We start from the raw sequence: 15,866 nt of genomic DNA, 5'->3' as shown, positions 1-15,866 counted from the left end.
TAAGCGAAACAATTTGCTCTGGCAGGGAGAGGGACATGACGTGATCGATTTCCACGTCGACAGGTCCAGCAGCGTTCCGGCGTACGCGCAGTTGGTGCGGCAGGTGCGCGAGGCGCTGCGGATGGGGCTGCTGCACCCGGGGGACCAGCTGCCGACGGTGCGCAGCGTGGTGACCTCGTGCACGGTCAACCCGAGCACGGTGCTGAAGGCCTACCGGGAACTGGAGTTGTCCGGGCTGGTCGAGGCGCGGCAGGGGGCGGGCACCTTCGTCAGCGGGTCGCTCGGCGGGGCGGACCCGCATGTGATGGCGCGGCTGCGCGGCGGACTGGCCCGCTGGCTCGGGCAGGCCCGGGAGGCCGGTCTCGAGGACGAGGACGTGCAGGCGCTGATCGCCTCGGTGATCGCCGAGGACACCCTGCGGATGATGCGGGCGGGCGGCACCCCGCCGGGAGAGCGGCCGGCGGCGGACGCCGGAACGCGGGAAGAGGGAGGGGCCGCGTGAGCGACGAGCCGATCGCCGTGGAGGCACGCGAGGTGAGCAGGCGCTACGGCCAGGTGTGGGCGCTGCGCGAGTGCAGCTTCCAGCTGCCCGCGAACCGCGTCATCGCGCTCGTCGGGGCCAACGGGGCGGGAAAGTCCACGCTGATGAGCATCATCAGCGGCATGCTGCCGGCTACCGGCGGCTCGCTGCTGGTCGGCGGCCGCCCGGTCGCGAAGGGGGGCAGGAGGGCGGACGAGTCCGCCTGCCGGGTCGCACTGCTCGCCCAGGACAAGCCGCTCTACCGGGACTTCAGCGTCGCGGACATGCTGCGCTTCGGCCGGAGCACCAACCGCGTCTGGGACCAGCGGCGCGCGCTGTCCTGGCTGGCCCGCTTCGACGTCCCCCTGGACCGCGGCTGCGGACGGCTCTCCGGAGGCCAGCGGGCGCAGGTCGCCCTCGCGGTCGCCCTCGGCACCCGCCCGGAACTGCTGCTGCTCGACGAACCGCTGTCCAACCTCGACCCGGTGGCGCGTACCGAGGTGACCGGCGAACTGATGGCGGAGGCCGCCGAGACGGGCATGACCGTCATGCTGTCGACCCACATCGTCGCCGAACTGGCCGGGGTCAGCGACCACTTGCTGCTGCTCGCCGCGGGCCACCCCATCCTCACCGGCGACGTCGACGACCTGCTCGCCGGCCACACCCGGCTCTCCGGTCCGCGCGCCGACCAGCCGCCGGGCCCGGGCACCGTGGTGTCGGCGCAGCACACCGGACGGCAGTCGACCTTCATCGTGCGGACGCCCGTCGAGGCCGGCGCGCCGCCCGTGGTCGCCCCCGGCTGGAGCGCCCAGCCGCTCTCCCTCGAAGACCTGGTCTTCACCTACCTCAAGTCGTCGGGAAAGGCGCGCCAGAGCGTGGAGGAAGCAGCATGAGCCCACTCACCCACCCTCCGCTGTCCGCGCGGCGGTCGGAGCGCCGCGAGAGCGCGGGCCCGGACGCCGGACAGGGCGGCGGCCTGGCCGGACTGCTCTGGCTGACCTGGCGTCAGCACCGCTGGGCGCTGATCGGCTCGGTCGTCCTGACCGCCGCCCTCGCCGGATGGATGACCTATCTGGCGTCCGACCTGATGTCCATCTACCACCAGTGCCACGACACGATGTGCCCGGACAGCAGTGTCCAGGAGGCCCGGCTGACCGCCAGCTTCGGCCCGTTCAGGATCGCCAACGACCTGCTGCAGTTCGTGGAGTTCCTGCCGCTGCTGATCGGCATGTTCCTCGGCGTCCCGCTGCTGGCCAGGGAGCACGAGCAGCGCACGCTGCTGCTCGCCTGGAGCCAGGACGTCTCGCCGATGCGGTGGCTGTGGACCAAAGTGGCGGTGCTCGGCCTCGTGGTGGCGGCGCTGACCACGGCGTTCTCCGTCGCCTCCACCCGGGTGGCGCACGCGATGGCCGACGTCAGCGCCGGGGGCCTGTTCTCCGGCTCCATGTTCCTCGACTCCGGCATGCTCCCGCTCGCCGCCGGTCTCTGCTGGTTCGCGATCGGCCTCGCGCTCGGCGCCGCCGTCAGACGGGTGCTGCCCGCCGCGGTCGCGGTCATCGTGGGCTTCATCGGGCTGCTCTACTTCGTCGAATGGCGCTACCCGACCCTCATGACCCCGATGAGCCGCTTCCAGGCGGTCGGCGCTCCGGACGACCCGGGCGGCGCCCTGGGCATCAACGACCTGCGGATCAAGGGCGGTATCTCGGTCGGCGCCGACCGGGTGACGAACCTCTACGACTCCTCCCGGCACGCCCTCGACTACACCCGGCTGCGCGCCGTCTGCCCCGACCTGGGCCCGGGCAGCCTCCCGGACTGCATGGTGCGCCACCACTTCCTGACCTTCGTGCAGTACCAACCCGCCAGCCGTATTGGCGACTTCCACCTCATCCTGGCCACCGGTTACCTGTCCCTCGGCGTGCTCGCCCTCGCCGCCCTCTGGCTGCTGGTGCGCCGCACCAGCCTCAGCGCGGGCTGAGCGGCGCCGGAGGGGGCGAGGAGCGCGCGCGGGGGCGCGGGAATGGGCGCGAACGCGTTACCCGCGGACCTCGCGGGGTAGCCGGACGATGACAACAAGGCCCCAAGCGTCATGGAAGGACGGACACGATGCTGCTGCTGGGACTTCTCCTCCTGGGCGCGAGTGGCGCCTTCGCCGGGCTGCTGATCACCGACAACCGCTCCGGCGGACCGGACTACAGTGCGACGATTCTCGGACATCACCTCGCCACCATGAACAGCCTGTCGATCTTCGTGGCGGGACTCGCCCTGGCACTGGTGTTCAGCCTCGGCCTCGCCATGATGGCCGGTGGTGGCACCCTGGCCCGCCGCCGCAGGGCGGCGCTGCGCGAGGCCCGGTCGTCGGCGCCCGCCGACGACCGGCCGGTCGCCCACCGTGACGCCTTCGGCGACCGCAACGCCTTCGGTGGCCAGAACGCCTTCGCCGACCGGAGCGCCGCCGCGGGCGACGACACCGCCGACGAGCCCACCACGGTCACGACCAAGCCCGCCACCCACCGCCACCGGCACCGGCTGCACTTCGGCCACTGAGACCGGCCCACGGAGACGGCGGACCGCGTCGGCGACACCCCCGGACACGGGTGGTGTCGCCGACGCGGTTCCGCCGTGTGTCCGGGGCCCCCGGGACCGGCCGACGGACGGGCCCGTACGAGCGCGGGTCCGGCGAATGCCCGGCCCGGTCAGGGGCAGCCGAAGAGTATGACCACAGTCCACTCCGAACGCGAGGCCACGTTCGAGGGAACCGGACTCTTCGACCCGCAGGACCTCGGACGGCTCGCCGCCGTGGCCCGGGTGCGGGAGGAGGCGTCCGAGGAACTCGACGCCATCTACTACGACACCGCCGAACTGCACCTGCTCACGCACGGCGTCACCCTGCGCCGCCGCGACGGCGGTCATGACAGCGGCTGGCACGCCAAGCTCCCAGGAGAGGGACCCGAACGCATCGAGGTGCACGCCCCGCTGAAGGCGGGCAGGAACGGCGCCGTCCCCGGCGAACTGCTGCGCAGGACCGCCGCGTACGCCCGAGGCCGCCCGCTGGTGCCCGTCGCGCATCTGCGCACCCACCGCCGCCGCCACCTGCTGCTGGACAAGCGCGGCCGCTGCCTGGCCGAGGTGGCCCAGGACGCCGTGGCCGCCCAGACGCTGGACCCGCGGCAGCCGCAGCGGCGGCGGGCCGAGAGCGGTTCGGGTGACGCGGGCACCCGTACGCGGATCACCCAGTGGTCCGAGGTCGAGGTCGAGCTGGCCGACGCGGGCACCGAACTGCTCGACGCCGCCGCCCGCCGTATGAAGGCTGCGGGCTGGCACCCCGCCGCGACCCCGCGCAAGCTCGACCGCGCGCTCGCCGACGAACTCGCCGCCGTCCGCGGCGGCAAGGACCGGCGCGGCGCCCGGGTCCGCGCGGGCTCGGCGGGCGAGGCGGCGATGAACCGGCTGCGCGAACAGGTCAGCGAACTGCTGCGGGCCGACCCCGGCACCCGCGTGGACGCGCCCGACGCGCTGCACCGCATGCGCTCGGCGACCCGCCGCTTGCGCAACGCCCTGCGCGGCCAGCGCCGGGTCCTGGACCGGTCCCGTACCGACCCGGTGGCCGCAGAACTGCACTGGCTGACCGGCGTCCTGGCGGACGCCCGCGACCAGGAGGTGCTCGGCGAACGGCTTCCCCGGCAGGCCGCCCGGCTGCGCCGCCGCAGCCGGGATCCGGACCTGCGCTCCGCGCTCAAGGGGCTGACCGGCCGGGTGCGGGAGCAGCAGACCACCCGGCACGACGCCGCCTGGCGCACCGCCGTCGCCACCCTCGACAGCGCCCGCTACTTCGCGCTGCTGGACGCCCTGGAGGGCCTGCTCGACGACCCGCCGCTACGGCGCGGGGCGCGCGAGCCCGCCGTCGAGCAGCTGCGCAAGGCCGCGGAACGCGACCGGCGGCGCCTGGCGAAGCGGCTGGCCGCCGCGGAGCACGCCGACAAGGGGCCCGCGCGCGAGAAGGCCCTGCACGAGGCACGCAAGGCGGCCCGGCGTGCCCGGCACACCGCGGAGACGGCGCTCGGCTACGGCGGCAAGCGGGCCGCGAAGCTGCGCGAGCGCACCAAGGCACTGCAGCAGGTGCTCGGCGACCACCAGGACGCCGCCGTCGCCCGCCGCGCCCTGGTGTCCCTGTCGCGCGAAGCCCACCAGCGGGGCGCGGACACCTTCGGCTACGGGCTGCTGCACGCGGCGCAGGCCGACCGCATGGCCGCCGCGTCCCGCAAGGTGACCCGTCTCGGCCACCGGGCCCGCGCCCCTCGGCTGACCCGGTTCGGCTGACGGCCATGACCAGCGGATCCCACGTCCGGTCGCTCCCCGTAGCGGTGGGTGAGGGGCGGGCGCAGGATGGAGAGCGACCAACGGCATCGGAGGTGCGTGGGTGATCGAGATCGCCGACATCCGGGAGTGGCGTGAGCATGATGTCGTGGACGAGGAAGGCAAGCGGATCGGCAGGCTGGAATCGATCTACGTGGACACGGTCAGCGACGAGCCGTTCTTCGCGACGGTGACCACCGGGCTGCCGACCCGCCACCGGCTGGTGTTCGTGCCGCTGACCGGCGCCGTCGTCGGTCCCGGCTATGTGCGGGTCGCGTTCCCCAAGGCGCTGGTCAAGGAGGCCCCGGCGATCGACACCGACGGGGTGCTGGCCGCGGAGCAGGAACCGGAGGTCTTCGCGCACTACAAGCTGGAGTACGTGCCCGGCGCGCGCGGCGAGCGCCGCCTGGCCCGCCCCTGACCCCGAACGGGAGGGTTCGACCATGGTCTGGGTCCTGGCCTTGATTCTGCTGGCATTCGTCCTCGGCCTCATCGGCGCGGTCGCCAAGGGGCTGCTCTATCTGCTGGTCATCGGCGTCCTCGTCTTCGTGGGCGCGCTCGCGCTGGGCGCACTGCGCCTGCGGCGCGGCGCCCGCCGCCGTCCCGTCCGCTGACCCGCCGGACGCCGCTCCGGGCGGGCCGGTCGTCCTGGGCGCGGTCACGACACGCGTAGGCGGCGCGGCGGGATGAGCGTGCGTACGGGCCGGGCACGCGGCAGCATACTCACCGTAATGACTGGATTACCCACCGTGAGAAGGCTGTCCGTGGTGCTTGGTGAAGACGTAGTGCGTCAGGGATTCGTCCGCGGGGGGTGGTGCGCGTGACCACCACGACCGACGCCCCGCGGGGCACCGGGACACCCGGCGGCCCGAGCAGCAAGGCCGCCGCCGCGGGGCAGGCCGCCGCGCGCTGGGCCGACGGGCGCACGGGCCTCTACGCCCTCGCGCGGTCCAACCTGCGCAAGATCTTCCCGGACCACTGGTCCTTCATGCTCGGCGAGATCGCGCTCTACTCGTTCGTCATCATCATCCTGACGGGCGTGTGGCTCACCCTGTTCTTCGTGCCGAGCATGGGCGAGGTCGTCTACCACGGCCCGTACACGCCGCTGAACGGTGTCACGATGTCGGAGGCGTACGCCTCCACCATGCACATCAGCTTCGAGGTCCGCGGCGGCCTGCTCATGCGGCAGGTCCACCACTGGGCCGCGCTGGTGTTCGTCGGCGCGATGCTCGTGCACATGATGCGGATCTTCTTCACGGGCGCCTTCCGCAAGCCGCGCGAGCTGAACTGGCTCATCGGCGCCACGCTGCTGATCCTCGGCATGTTCGACGGCTTCATGGGCTACTCGCTCCCCGACGACCTGCTCTCCGGCACCGGTCTGCGCTTCATGGAGGGCGCGATCCTGTCGGTCCCGATCGTGGGCAGCTATCTGTCGATGTTCGTGTACGGCGGCGAGTTCCCCGGCAGCGCCATCATCCCGCGGCTGTTCACCGTCCATGTGCTGCTGATCCCGGGCATCATGGCGGGGCTGCTGGTGGCGCACCTGATGCTGGTCTTCTACCACAAGCACACGCAGTTCGCGGGTGCGGGCAAGACCAACAGGAACGTGGTCGGCATGCCGCTGCTGCCGATCTACATGGCCAAGGCGGGCGGCTTCTTCTTCCTGGTCTTCGGCGTCATCTGCGTGATGGCGTCGGTGGCCTCGGTCAACTCGATCTGGGCGTACGGCCCCTACCGCGCCGACCAGGTGTCCACCGACGCCCAGCCCGACTGGTACATGGGCTACTCCGAAGGTCTGCTGCGCATCATGCCGGGCTGGGAGATCCGTGCCTGGGGCCACACCCTGGTACTCGGGGTGTTCATCCCGCTGGTGGTCTTCCCGCTGGTGCTGGGCGCGTTGTGGGCGTATCCGTTCATCGAGTCGTGGGTGACCGGCGACAAGAGCGAGCACCACATCCTGGACCGCCCGCGGAACGCCCCCATCCGTACCGGCTTCGGCGCCGCCTGGATCGCGCTCTACATGGTCCTGCTCGCCGGTGGCGGCAACGACCTGCTGGCCACCCACTTCTCACTGTCGCTCAACTCGATCACCTGGGCCGTACGGATCGGCATCTTCGTCGTGCCACCGATCGTCTTCGTCTTCACCAAACGCCTCTGCCTCGGCCTGCAGCGCAGGGACAAGGACAAGGTGCTGCACGGCCACGAGAGCGGGATCATCGAGCGCCTGCCGTACGGGGCCTACGTCGAGGTGCACCACCCGCTGTCGCAGACCCAGGTCCACATGCTCACCGCCCACAAGCAGTACCAGCCCGCCGAGTTGCCGCCCTCGGTGGACGAGAACGGCGTGGAGCGGAAGGTGAGCCGGCTCACCAAGTTCCGCGTCCGGCTCTCCGAGAGCTACTTCGGTGAGAGCGGGCAGATCGCGAAGCCGACGGCCGAGGAGTACAACGAGACGACCAGTGGCCACCACTGACGGGTCGCGGGGCTGAGGCCCTGTCGATCTGTCGCCTTGCCGACCTGATGACCTGAGGCCCTGGCTCCGACGGAGCCAGGGCCTCAGGTCATCGGTGTCACGGTGTCATCGGTGTCACGGCGTGCCGACCGGCCGGGTCCACTGGTCCACCAGCAGCCTGGCGCGCGAGACGTCCTCGGCGAAGACCAGCACCTGGAAGCGCCACCGCACGGGTGCGGCGGCATTGGACCGTTCGGGACAGGGCGCCGTGGTGGAGCGGATCCCCACGACGTCGAGGAACCGCTGGACCTCGTCCGCCGCGGTCCGGGTCGCGACCCGCGCCACGGGCAGCAGCAACCCGTACGGCGCCGGTTGAGATCGCCTCCGGCGAAACCAGGCAGGCATGCGCGCCACGACGTCACCTCCAGGGATGCCGAGGGGGCAAACGCCACCTTTGTCGGCAAAACGCCCTTATGTGAGCATCTAAGCATCGCCTACGCACCGCGACCACAGTTACGCACAGTGTTACCACTCGTGTCGCGCGTGAAGCGGTGCCCGCTCCGTGCCTCCCGCCGACCGTCGCAGCGGGAAGCACGGAGGTCTGCCGGTGTCAGTGGCAGCCGACGCCGTACGAGCCGTCGCCCGAGGCCGCGCCCGGGGAGGTGGAGACGGTCAGGCCGACGTACGGGTGATGGCTGTCGGCCGTGAAGGTGAAGCTGTCGGTGAAGGTGTAGCTCTGCGAGCCCTTGGGGAACCGCGCGATCTGCTGCGGCTTCGTCAGCGCGCCCTGCGGGCCGCCCGTGGCGCTGCGCCACCAGGTGAGGTGGAGCGTGCCCGCCGCGGTCCCGTCGTAGCGCACCAGCACCGTGGCGGTCGCCGTCCGGTGGTTGCCCGTGGAGCAGGTGAAGCTGGTGACGGCGACGGAGGCCACATGCGGGCCGGTGACCGGCGCGCCGGTCACCGGGGGAGTGGTCGCGGTGGGCGTCGGCGCCACCGTCGGGCTCGCCGACGGGGTGCGCGGGACGTGCGTGGTCGCTGTCGCCGAAGGCTTCGCCGGGGACGGGGAGGCCGTGGTCGGCGACGGTGACGGGCTTGTCGTCGGCGTGGCGGTGGCCGCTGTGGTGGCCGGGTCCGCCGCGGGCTGCGTGACCGCCGAGGCGGTGGGCCGGGCGGTGGCGGAGTCGCCGTCGCTGCCCGAGGCCACGGCCGTGACGGCCACGGTGGCGGCGACGGCCGCCGCGGCGATGACGGCCAGTATCTTGGCGCGCCGTCCGAACCGCGGCTCGCGGCCGTCGTCGTCGCCCGCCGTCGCGACCGGCGGGACGTCCGTCTTCAGCGGGACGACGAGGGGCGCGGCCGCGGGCGGTGGCGGTGGCGGCGGAGCCAGCAACGCGCCGACCTCAGCGGCCAGTTCCCGCCGCCCCCGCTCCTCCCAGTCCTTCCCGTACGCCCCTACGGCGACGGCCTCCAGCTCCGCCAGGAAGTCCCCCGCGTACGGACGCTCCTGCGGATCCTTCGCCAACCCCCGTACGACCAGCGGCCTCACCGGCTCCGGCAGGGCTTCCACCGGCACCGGCGCCTCGGCGTGCTGCGCGGCCCACTCCGCCGCGCCCGGCCCCTCGTACGGCGGCGCGCCAGTCAGGCACTCGCACAGCACCGCCGTCGCCGCATACAGATCACCCGCCGCCGACGCCGGCCCCCCGGCCCACCGCTCGGGCGCGGTGTACGCCGCCGCCGCGTCCGCGTCCGCGGCCGCCTGCGGCGCCGCCAGGGCGACCGTGCCCTCCGCCGTCACCAGCACCGCCGCGGGCCGGTGGTCCCCCCGCACCTCGCCGCCATGATGCGCCGCCGCCAGCCCCAACAGCGACCCCTTGAACACCGCGAGCCCCGCCTCAACCCCCAGCGCCCCCCGCCCCCGCAACACCCCATCCAACCCCACCCCGCCCCCCGGGGCCCCGCCCCCGGCGGTCTTCCTCACCTGCGCCGCCGCCTTCGCGGGCGTGGTCCGCTTCTTCGCCCGTCCGCGCCCGGCGGCACCCGCCTCCGCCGCGCCCCCGGCGCGCGGTGCCGCAGCCGCCGTCTCGCCAGGCGCGGCCTGGCCGTTGGCGTCCACGGCCTGCCCGGCCTCGCCGTCCCGCGCCTCACCCGCTCGCGCCACGGGCGCGGTCCGGGCGGTGGTCTTCTTCGCCTGCGCCGCGGTGCGCTTCGCGCGCGGTGCCGCAGCCGCCGTCTCGCCAGGCGCAACCTGGCCGTTGGCGTCCCGGACCTGTCCGGCCTCGCCTTCCCCCGCCTCAGCTGCTTGCGTCGCGGGTGCGGTCCGGGCGGTGGTCTTCTTCGCCCGCGCCGAGGTTCGCTTGGCGCCCGGTGCGGCAGCCGTCGTCTTGCCAGGTGCGGCCTGGCCGTTGGTGTCCACGGCCTGTCCGGCCTCGCCTTCCCCCGCCTCAGCTGCTTGCGCGGCAGCCACGGTCCCGGCGGACTTCTTCGCCTGCGCTGCCGTGCGCTTGGCGCCCGGTGCCGCAGCAGCCGTCTTCGCAGCCGCGCCTCGGGTGTTGGCCGCCGCCTGCTTCGTCGGCTTACGGTCCTGCACGGCCGTCGCCTCCGCGGCGTCCTTCGCGACCTGCGTTGGCTCGCCCTCCCGCACCTCAGCCCCTCGCGCGGCAGCCGAGGCCCCGGCGGCCTTCTGCGCCTGCGCTGCCGTGCGCTTGGCGCCCGGTGCCGCAGTCGCCGTTTTCCCGGTCGCGGCCCGCCCGTTGGTGGCCGCCCGCTTCTTCGGCTGGCTGTCCTGCACGACAGCCGCCCCTGCGGCGGCCGCAGGCTCCCCTGCCCCTTCGACGGCAGCCGCGCCGTCATCGCCGTCGGCGGTCTCCTGCTGCTGTGCAGCGGTTGCCGCCTTCGCAGGCGCGGCCTTGCCGTCCTGCACCTCGGCCGCTCGCGCGGCGGCCACGGTCCCGGCGGCCTTCTTCGCCTGCGCCGCGGTGCGCTTGGCGCCCGTTGCGGCAGCCGCCGTCTTCCTGGTTGCGGCACCGGCCGCCCGCTTCTTCGGCTGGCCGTCCCGCACGGCACCCGCCTGCGCCGTCTCCGCGCTGCCCGCGCTGCCCGCGCTGCCCGCGCTGCCCGCGCTGCCCGCGCTGCCCGCGCGCCCCGCGGCCCCGGCAGTCCCCGAATCCGTTCCCTCGGCCGCTGACGTGGTGTCGGCTGCTGGTGCCGTGGACCGGCCGGCGGGGGCCGGTTGGGGTGCGGGGGCGGGGGCCGCCGCGTTGTTGGTGTCGGCGGGTATGCCCGTGCCGTCGTGGTCGTCCACTCGATCCCGTCCCTTGCGCCGCGCTGGTGGTCGGCCCGTGTCCCCCTGACGTCCTGGGACGTCGCCGGCAGCGGGCCGATCTGCCGGGGCTCACACGGCTGTTCCCGGCCGGAGACACGGTGGGGGCGGCGTGAGGATCAAGAGAGTACTGCCATCGGCGGGGTGCGATGTCCACCCGCCGGCCCGTCCGGGAGGACCTACTCCGAGGGTGCCGGCGGATCGGGCTGAGAGGGGCGGCCCGCGACCGCGTTGTAGACCTTGATCCGGACGTTGCGGCGCCAGCCCTCCCGCTGCCCGCGGGCCAGCGCCCGCCGCTGCTTGCGGCTGCCGTCCTTGTAGAACCGGTGCGCCCAGGGGGAATCGGGGCGGGCGAGGCGGATGGCGCCGACGAGGGCGAAGAGCGGCACCATGATGCCGATCAGGCCGGTGAACGCCTTGCCCTTGCTCAGCGTGATGAGGACGAGGCAGGCGTTGAAGCCGATGGTGACGGCGTAGGACCAGCCGGAGGCCGGCTCGCCGTTCGTGGACGTGTCATCCGCCCCGAAGGGCGCCGCGCCCACGAGCAGCAGCCCGCAGGCGGCAGCCCCCAGCACCACGGTGTCCACGGACAACCGGCCCTCTTCCGACCAGTAGACGTCCTGCAGATGGAGGACGAGCGCGAACTCGTCGAGGACGAGGGCGGTCCCGATGCCGAAGAGGGCCCCGAGGATCTCGCCCCAGGGCCGGTTGTCCCCGGCGGGCGACGCCAGCCCGAAGCCCGAGATGATCATGAAGACGATGCCGAACACCACGTGGTGAATGTGCAGACCGCCCGACGACTCGACGTTCTTGGGCCACCACGACACCTCGGACCGGATCATCCGGACGCTGATCCTGATGAAGAGGAAGGCGCCGAGCAGCCCGATGAAGACGAAGAGCAGCGGCTGCTTCCCGGGATCGATGATCTCCCGGTGGTACCACTCCGAAATGCGCATACGGAATGGTGGCATCCGCATCACGCTGCGGCGGGTGTGCACGCCGGAGCGTACGGATGCTTCTGTGAGCGATGTGGCGTCGGTCAGGCCACCTGCCGCCGCTACGCCCCCGGTGCCGTCTTGTGCTGGACCACGGAGTCAGGACCCGGCGAGACGATCGCCTCGTGGCCGTCCTCGAACCTGACCCGGTACGGCGGCTCGCCCTCGGTGCCGAGCACGTCGATGACGTCCGCGAGCCGGTCGTGCTGTCCCACGACACGGCCGTGCAGCCGCAACTGATCACCCTTGCTGGCGTGCATCCGAACCGACCTCCTTCCGTAGCAGACGGTCGACTCGTCTCCCACCAGTCTAAGGAGTCGGGCCGTCCCCGCCTCCGGTCGCGGGTCCGGAACCTCTCAGCCGTTCGGTGCGCTCCACCGCAGGGCCGTCGTGGCGCACGCCGGGTTCCCCTTGGCGTCGGTCAGGCCGATCCTGCCCAGCAGGGTGCCGCGCTCGACCGCCGCGGCCATGACCTCCGGTGCGACCCCCGAAAGGAGGAGTTTGGCCCGCCGGAACATGGTGAAGGTGCCGTCCGCGGCGACCTCACCCCAGGAGAGGTAGACGAAGCGCCCGCCCAGCCGGTTCTGGATGTAGCGGCCGCGCAGTGTCAGGACCCCGTCGGCGTCGGTGAAGGGCTCGCACTCCAGGTCCCACTCCACGGCGTCCGCGTCCCCCGGCTGCACGTCGAGCAACTCGGCCGGCTTGTCCTTGCGTTGCACCGCGACATGGATGTTCTGGGCGCCGGGGAAGTCAGGTCCGGGCCCGCAGCGGCGTCCCGGCAGGTCGTAGCCTTCGATACGGAGCAGCATGCCGCCATGGTGGCACGCGGCGACCGGCGGCCCCTTGCCGGATCAGGTGCCGGTGGGAGGGGCCGCCAGGAGTTCGAGGACCACGGCCTGCGCCGGGTCGAGCAGGGGAGCGGCCAGGCCGACGGTGGCCAGCTCCGATCCGGTCAGGCGGACGGATCCATGGGTGAGCCAGGGGACGGGCCGGGGCGGGAAGCCGCTGGGCAGGCCGATCTCGGGGCAGACCGAGACGGTGTACAGGGCGACCGGGTCCAGGCCGGGAAAGCGCAGGCGGGCGGGGACGGAGTCGGCGGCGCTCGCGAGTTGGACGAGGCTGAACACCGCGTGCCCGCGGTCGGCGGAGACGACGCCGTGCAGCCAGGTGTGCGGCTCCGGGTGGTCCGCGTGGACGCTCCGGCCGGTGGCCAGCAGGGGCCGTAGCCGTTTGTGCAGCCGCACCCACGCGGCGAGCCGGTCGAGTTCCGCGTCGGTGCAGGCGGTGAGGTCCCACTCGATCCCGGCGTGCCCGAACAGGGCGGTGGCCAGCCGGAAGCCCAGCGCGGTGGTGCGGCCCGTGGTGTGCGCGGTGGCCGCGCCGACATGGCAGCCGAGGAGTTCGGGCGGCACCAGCAGTCCGGTCCAGCGCTGGATCGCCTGCCGCTCCAGCGGGTCGATGGTGTCGGAGGCCCACACCCGGTCGGTGCGCTCCAGGATGCCGTAGTCGATCCGGGCGCCGCCCGACGCGCACGACTCGATCTCCAGGCCGGGGTGCCGGGCGCGCAGCTCGTCGAGGAGCCGGTAGGCGGCCAGCGTCTGGGCGTGCACACCGGCCGTACCGCCGTGCACCGCCTCCAGCAGATCGCGGTTGTGGTCCCACTTCAGGTAGTCCAGCGCGTACTCGCCGACCAGGGCGGAGAGCCGGTCCAGGACATAGGCGTACGCGTCGGGCCTGGCCAGGTCGAGCGCCTGCTGGGAGCGGTGGGGTACCGCGGGGCGGCCGGGGGCGGTCAGCAGCCAGTCCGGGTGCGCGCGGGCCAGGTCGGAGTCCGGGTTCACCATCTCCGGCTCGACCCACAGCCCGAACTGCATGCCCAGCTCCCGCACCCGCTTCACCAGCGGGTGCAGCCCCTCGGGCCACACGGCCGGGTCGACCGCCCAGTCGCCCAGTCCCGCGGTGTCGTCGCGGCGGCCGGTGAACCAGCCGTCGTCCAGCACGAACCGCTCCACCCCGACGCGGCCGGCACGCTCGGCGAGGGCGGTGAGCGTGTCGAGCCGGTGGTCGAAGTAGACGGCCTCCCAGGTGTTGAGGACGACGGGCCGTGGCGTACGGGGATGGTGCGGCCGGTCCCGCAGCCGCTGGTGCAGCCGGTCGGCGAGCCCGTCGAGCCCGTCGCCCGACCAGGCGAACCAGACCCACGGACTGCGGTACGACCCTCCCCGGGCCAGCCTGATCTCGCCCGCGGTGAGGAGCTCTCCGGCTCCCAGCACGGGTCCGTGGTCCGGCGGCTTCTCGGCGTAGTGGACATGGTTGCCGCTCCACCCCGCGTGCACCGCCCAGAGGGCGCCGTGCCGGAAGCCGAAGCCCGCCTCGCCCGCGATCAGCAGACCGGTCGCGTCGTGTCCGGTACGGCCGCGGCGGGACTCCCTGAGATGCGCCCCGTGCCGCAACGGGCCGCGCTGCGGTACGCGTTCACCCGACCAGCGTCCGCCGAAGTCGAGCAGCTCCGCCGCCGTGTCACCGGTCGGCAGCACACAGGTGACCGACTCCAGGGCGAGGACTCCCGGCCCGTCGTTGCGCACCTCGTGCCGCAGGCGCAGCACACCGGACGGCTCCATGAGCAGCTCGGTGGTGACCGACACGCCCGCCTCGGCGTCGCGGCTCTCCATCAGCAGCCTGCCGCCGGTCCGGCCACCTGCCTCGGCGCCCCCGGACAGCCGGACCAGCTCCAGCCGCAGATGCGGGAAGCGGCCCTCCCGGTCCGCCGCGACGCCGGGCCGGCCTGCCCAGCCGTCGGACTGCTGCGGGACGAGCCGCAGCAGGACGGGTGCGTCGACCGAGGCCACGGGCGCGGCCGGGAGCGTGGCCAGCGCGAGGTCGCCAGGCCCGTCCGCGGACCCCAGATCGGCGCCCCAGTGCAGGACGCGGGGGACCCCGGGCCCGGTCGCGTCCAGCACCAGCGCGGTGCCCGCCGCGGCGAGGACGATCACGTCACCGGGCCGTCCCGTCGCCGTCATGAACGCGGGGCCGCGGTCGACAGGCGCACGACCACCTCGGTGGGCAGCACCACCGGCGGCACGGTCTCGCCCTCCATGATCCGCAGGAGGGCGCTGACGGCCTCGGTCCCCATGTCCTTCGCGTTCTGCCGCACGGTCGTCAGCGGCGGACCGGTGAACGCCGACAGGTCGATGTCGTCGAAGCCGGTCACGGACACGTCCTCGGGCACCCGCAGGCCGTGCTCGTGCAGCGCGCGCAGGATGCCGATCGCCATCATGTCGCTCTCGGCGACGACCGCGGTGAAGTCCCGCCGTACCGCCAGCAGATCGAGCATCTCGCGGTACGCCCCCTCGGTCGACCAGTCCGATCTGCGGGCCAGCCCCGGGTCCTCGGGGACACCGCGGGCGGCCAGTGCCTGGCGGATCCCGGTCAGCCGGTCGTGGCCCGAGGGATCGGTCTCGGTGCCGGTCACGCGGGCGATCCGCCGGTGCCCGAGATCCAGCAGGTGCTCGGTGATCCGGCGCGCGCCCTCGGTGTTGTCGGACGTCACGAACGTCGCCTTCGGCCCCTGGCCGATCGCGTCGATGAAGACGGTCGGCAGCCCCGACTCGATCAGGGCCTGGGTCCTTACGTCACCCGGCGGGCAGGCGACCATGATCGCGGCCGCCACCCGGCGGGAACGCAGCAGCCGTACGTAGCTGTCGCTGACCGTGCTGGACGGCCGGGAGGGCAGTAGCAGGTCGTAGCCCGCCTGTCCCGCGGACTCCTCGATGTGGCGCAGTACGTCGAGGTGGAAGTGGTACTGCGGCCGGGTCAACTGGGACAGCGCCCATACGTCGTTGGCGAAGAAGCCGAGCGCGATCGTCCTGGAGCGCGCCCCCGACAGGCTCTGCGCCGCCACGTCCGGCTCGTAGCCCAGGCTGGCGGCAGCCGCCTCGACCCGCCGGCGCGTGTCGTCGCTGACCTTCACCGTGCCCGACAGGACGCGCGACACCGTCGCACGGGAGACCCCCGCGAGTCGTGCCACCTCTTCGCTCGTGGCCATCGTCCACCTTTCGCGCAAACCGTGCGGCGGCCGCCGCCGTGACCGGTGTTCAGTGTCCTATGAACGCGTGTGCACGCTTCCCCCGCTTCAGTATGAGACGGCCCATCGACTGCCGTCAACGCGACCTGCCTTTGTGTACAGGACCGTTGACGGCACTGCCCGCTCAGCGTAGCGTCACCGTC

15 protein-coding genes are annotated in these 15,866 nt (G+C 73.2%); 8 read left to right on the top strand and 7 right to left on the bottom strand.

Annotated elements, in window-relative coordinates; translation table 11 throughout:
- Positions 1-40 precede the first annotated feature (40 nt).
- From AB0M29_RS23240 to AB0M29_RS23205, 8 genes are all read left to right on the top strand, one after another.
- Positions 41-502 carry a GntR family transcriptional regulator gene (locus AB0M29_RS23240; RefSeq protein WP_365385480.1) on the top strand — a complete coding sequence of 154 codons (462 nt, stop codon included), beginning with the start codon at positions 41-43 and terminating at the stop codon, positions 500-502.
- Positions 499-1,413 carry an ABC transporter ATP-binding protein gene (locus AB0M29_RS23235; RefSeq protein WP_365385478.1) on the top strand — a complete coding sequence of 305 codons (915 nt, stop codon included), beginning with the start codon at positions 499-501 and terminating at the stop codon, positions 1,411-1,413. The genes AB0M29_RS23240 and AB0M29_RS23235 overlap by 4 nt, the downstream gene beginning before the upstream one ends.
- Complete coding sequence (locus AB0M29_RS23230; protein ID WP_365385477.1) at positions 1,410-2,495, top strand: hypothetical protein; 1,086 nt, start codon at positions 1,410-1,412, stop codon at positions 2,493-2,495. The genes AB0M29_RS23235 and AB0M29_RS23230 overlap by 4 nt, the downstream gene beginning before the upstream one ends.
- Positions 2,496-2,623: 128 nt before the next feature.
- A complete protein-coding gene (locus AB0M29_RS23225) occupies positions 2,624-3,064 on the top strand; it encodes a hypothetical protein (protein WP_365385475.1) in 441 nt (146 codons plus the stop codon).
- A gap of 168 nt (positions 3,065-3,232) precedes the next feature.
- Positions 3,233-4,837 (top strand): CYTH and CHAD domain-containing protein, encoded by a 1,605-nt coding sequence (locus AB0M29_RS23220; RefSeq protein WP_365385473.1) that lies wholly within the window; start codon positions 3,233-3,235, stop codon positions 4,835-4,837.
- 100 nt (positions 4,838-4,937) lie between these two features.
- Positions 4,938-5,294, top strand: coding sequence for a PRC-barrel domain-containing protein (locus tag AB0M29_RS23215; RefSeq protein ID WP_365385471.1), 357 nt, complete (start codon positions 4,938-4,940; stop codon positions 5,292-5,294).
- A 22-nt stretch (positions 5,295-5,316) separates the two neighbouring features.
- Positions 5,317-5,487, top strand: a complete 171-nt coding sequence (locus AB0M29_RS23210; RefSeq protein ID WP_365385469.1) for a hypothetical protein — start codon at positions 5,317-5,319, stop codon at positions 5,485-5,487.
- Positions 5,488-5,693: 206 nt separating this feature from the next.
- Positions 5,694-7,346 carry a ubiquinol-cytochrome c reductase cytochrome b subunit gene (locus AB0M29_RS23205; protein WP_365385467.1) on the top strand — a complete coding sequence of 551 codons (1,653 nt, stop codon included), beginning with the start codon at positions 5,694-5,696 and terminating at the stop codon, positions 7,344-7,346.
- 114 nt (positions 7,347-7,460) lie between these two features.
- On the opposite strand, the gene AB0M29_RS23200 is transcribed toward AB0M29_RS23205, so the two are convergent.
- The 7 genes from AB0M29_RS23200 to AB0M29_RS23170 form a co-directional block, all read right to left on the bottom strand.
- Positions 7,461-7,670, bottom strand: coding sequence for a hypothetical protein (locus AB0M29_RS23200; RefSeq protein ID WP_365385466.1), 210 nt, complete (start codon positions 7,668-7,670; stop codon positions 7,461-7,463).
- Positions 7,671-7,935: 265 nt separating this feature from the next.
- The gene (locus tag AB0M29_RS23195) at positions 7,936-10,626 is read right to left on the bottom strand and encodes a hypothetical protein (protein WP_365385464.1); all 2,691 of its coding nucleotides are present in this window, start codon (positions 10,624-10,626) and stop codon (positions 7,936-7,938) included.
- A gap of 197 nt (positions 10,627-10,823) precedes the next feature.
- Positions 10,824-11,600, bottom strand: a complete 777-nt coding sequence (locus AB0M29_RS23190; protein WP_365385462.1) for a hypothetical protein — start codon at positions 11,598-11,600, stop codon at positions 10,824-10,826.
- Between the two features lie 101 nt (positions 11,601-11,701).
- Complete coding sequence (locus tag AB0M29_RS23185) at positions 11,702-11,899, bottom strand: DUF1918 domain-containing protein (RefSeq protein WP_365385460.1); 198 nt, start codon at positions 11,897-11,899, stop codon at positions 11,702-11,704.
- 96 nt (positions 11,900-11,995) lie between these two features.
- On the bottom strand, positions 11,996-12,448 hold the full coding sequence (locus AB0M29_RS23180) for a DUF5990 family protein (RefSeq protein ID WP_365385458.1): 453 nt from the start codon (positions 12,446-12,448) through the stop codon (positions 11,996-11,998).
- Between the two features lie 42 nt (positions 12,449-12,490).
- Positions 12,491-14,659, bottom strand: coding sequence for an alpha-galactosidase (locus tag AB0M29_RS23175; protein ID WP_365385456.1), 2,169 nt, complete (start codon positions 14,657-14,659; stop codon positions 12,491-12,493).
- Positions 14,656-15,684 (bottom strand): LacI family DNA-binding transcriptional regulator, encoded by a 1,029-nt coding sequence (locus AB0M29_RS23170; RefSeq protein ID WP_365385454.1) that lies wholly within the window; start codon positions 15,682-15,684, stop codon positions 14,656-14,658. The genes AB0M29_RS23175 and AB0M29_RS23170 overlap by 4 nt, the downstream gene beginning before the upstream one ends.
- Positions 15,685-15,866 lie beyond the last annotated feature (182 nt).

The sequence above is a fragment of the Streptomyces sp. NPDC051976 genome (assembly GCF_040680795.1).
Taxonomy (GTDB): domain Bacteria; phylum Actinomycetota; class Actinomycetes; order Streptomycetales; family Streptomycetaceae; genus Actinacidiphila.
Note: the sequence above shows the minus strand (reverse complement) of the source record. Positions and strands in the feature narration are given on the sequence as shown.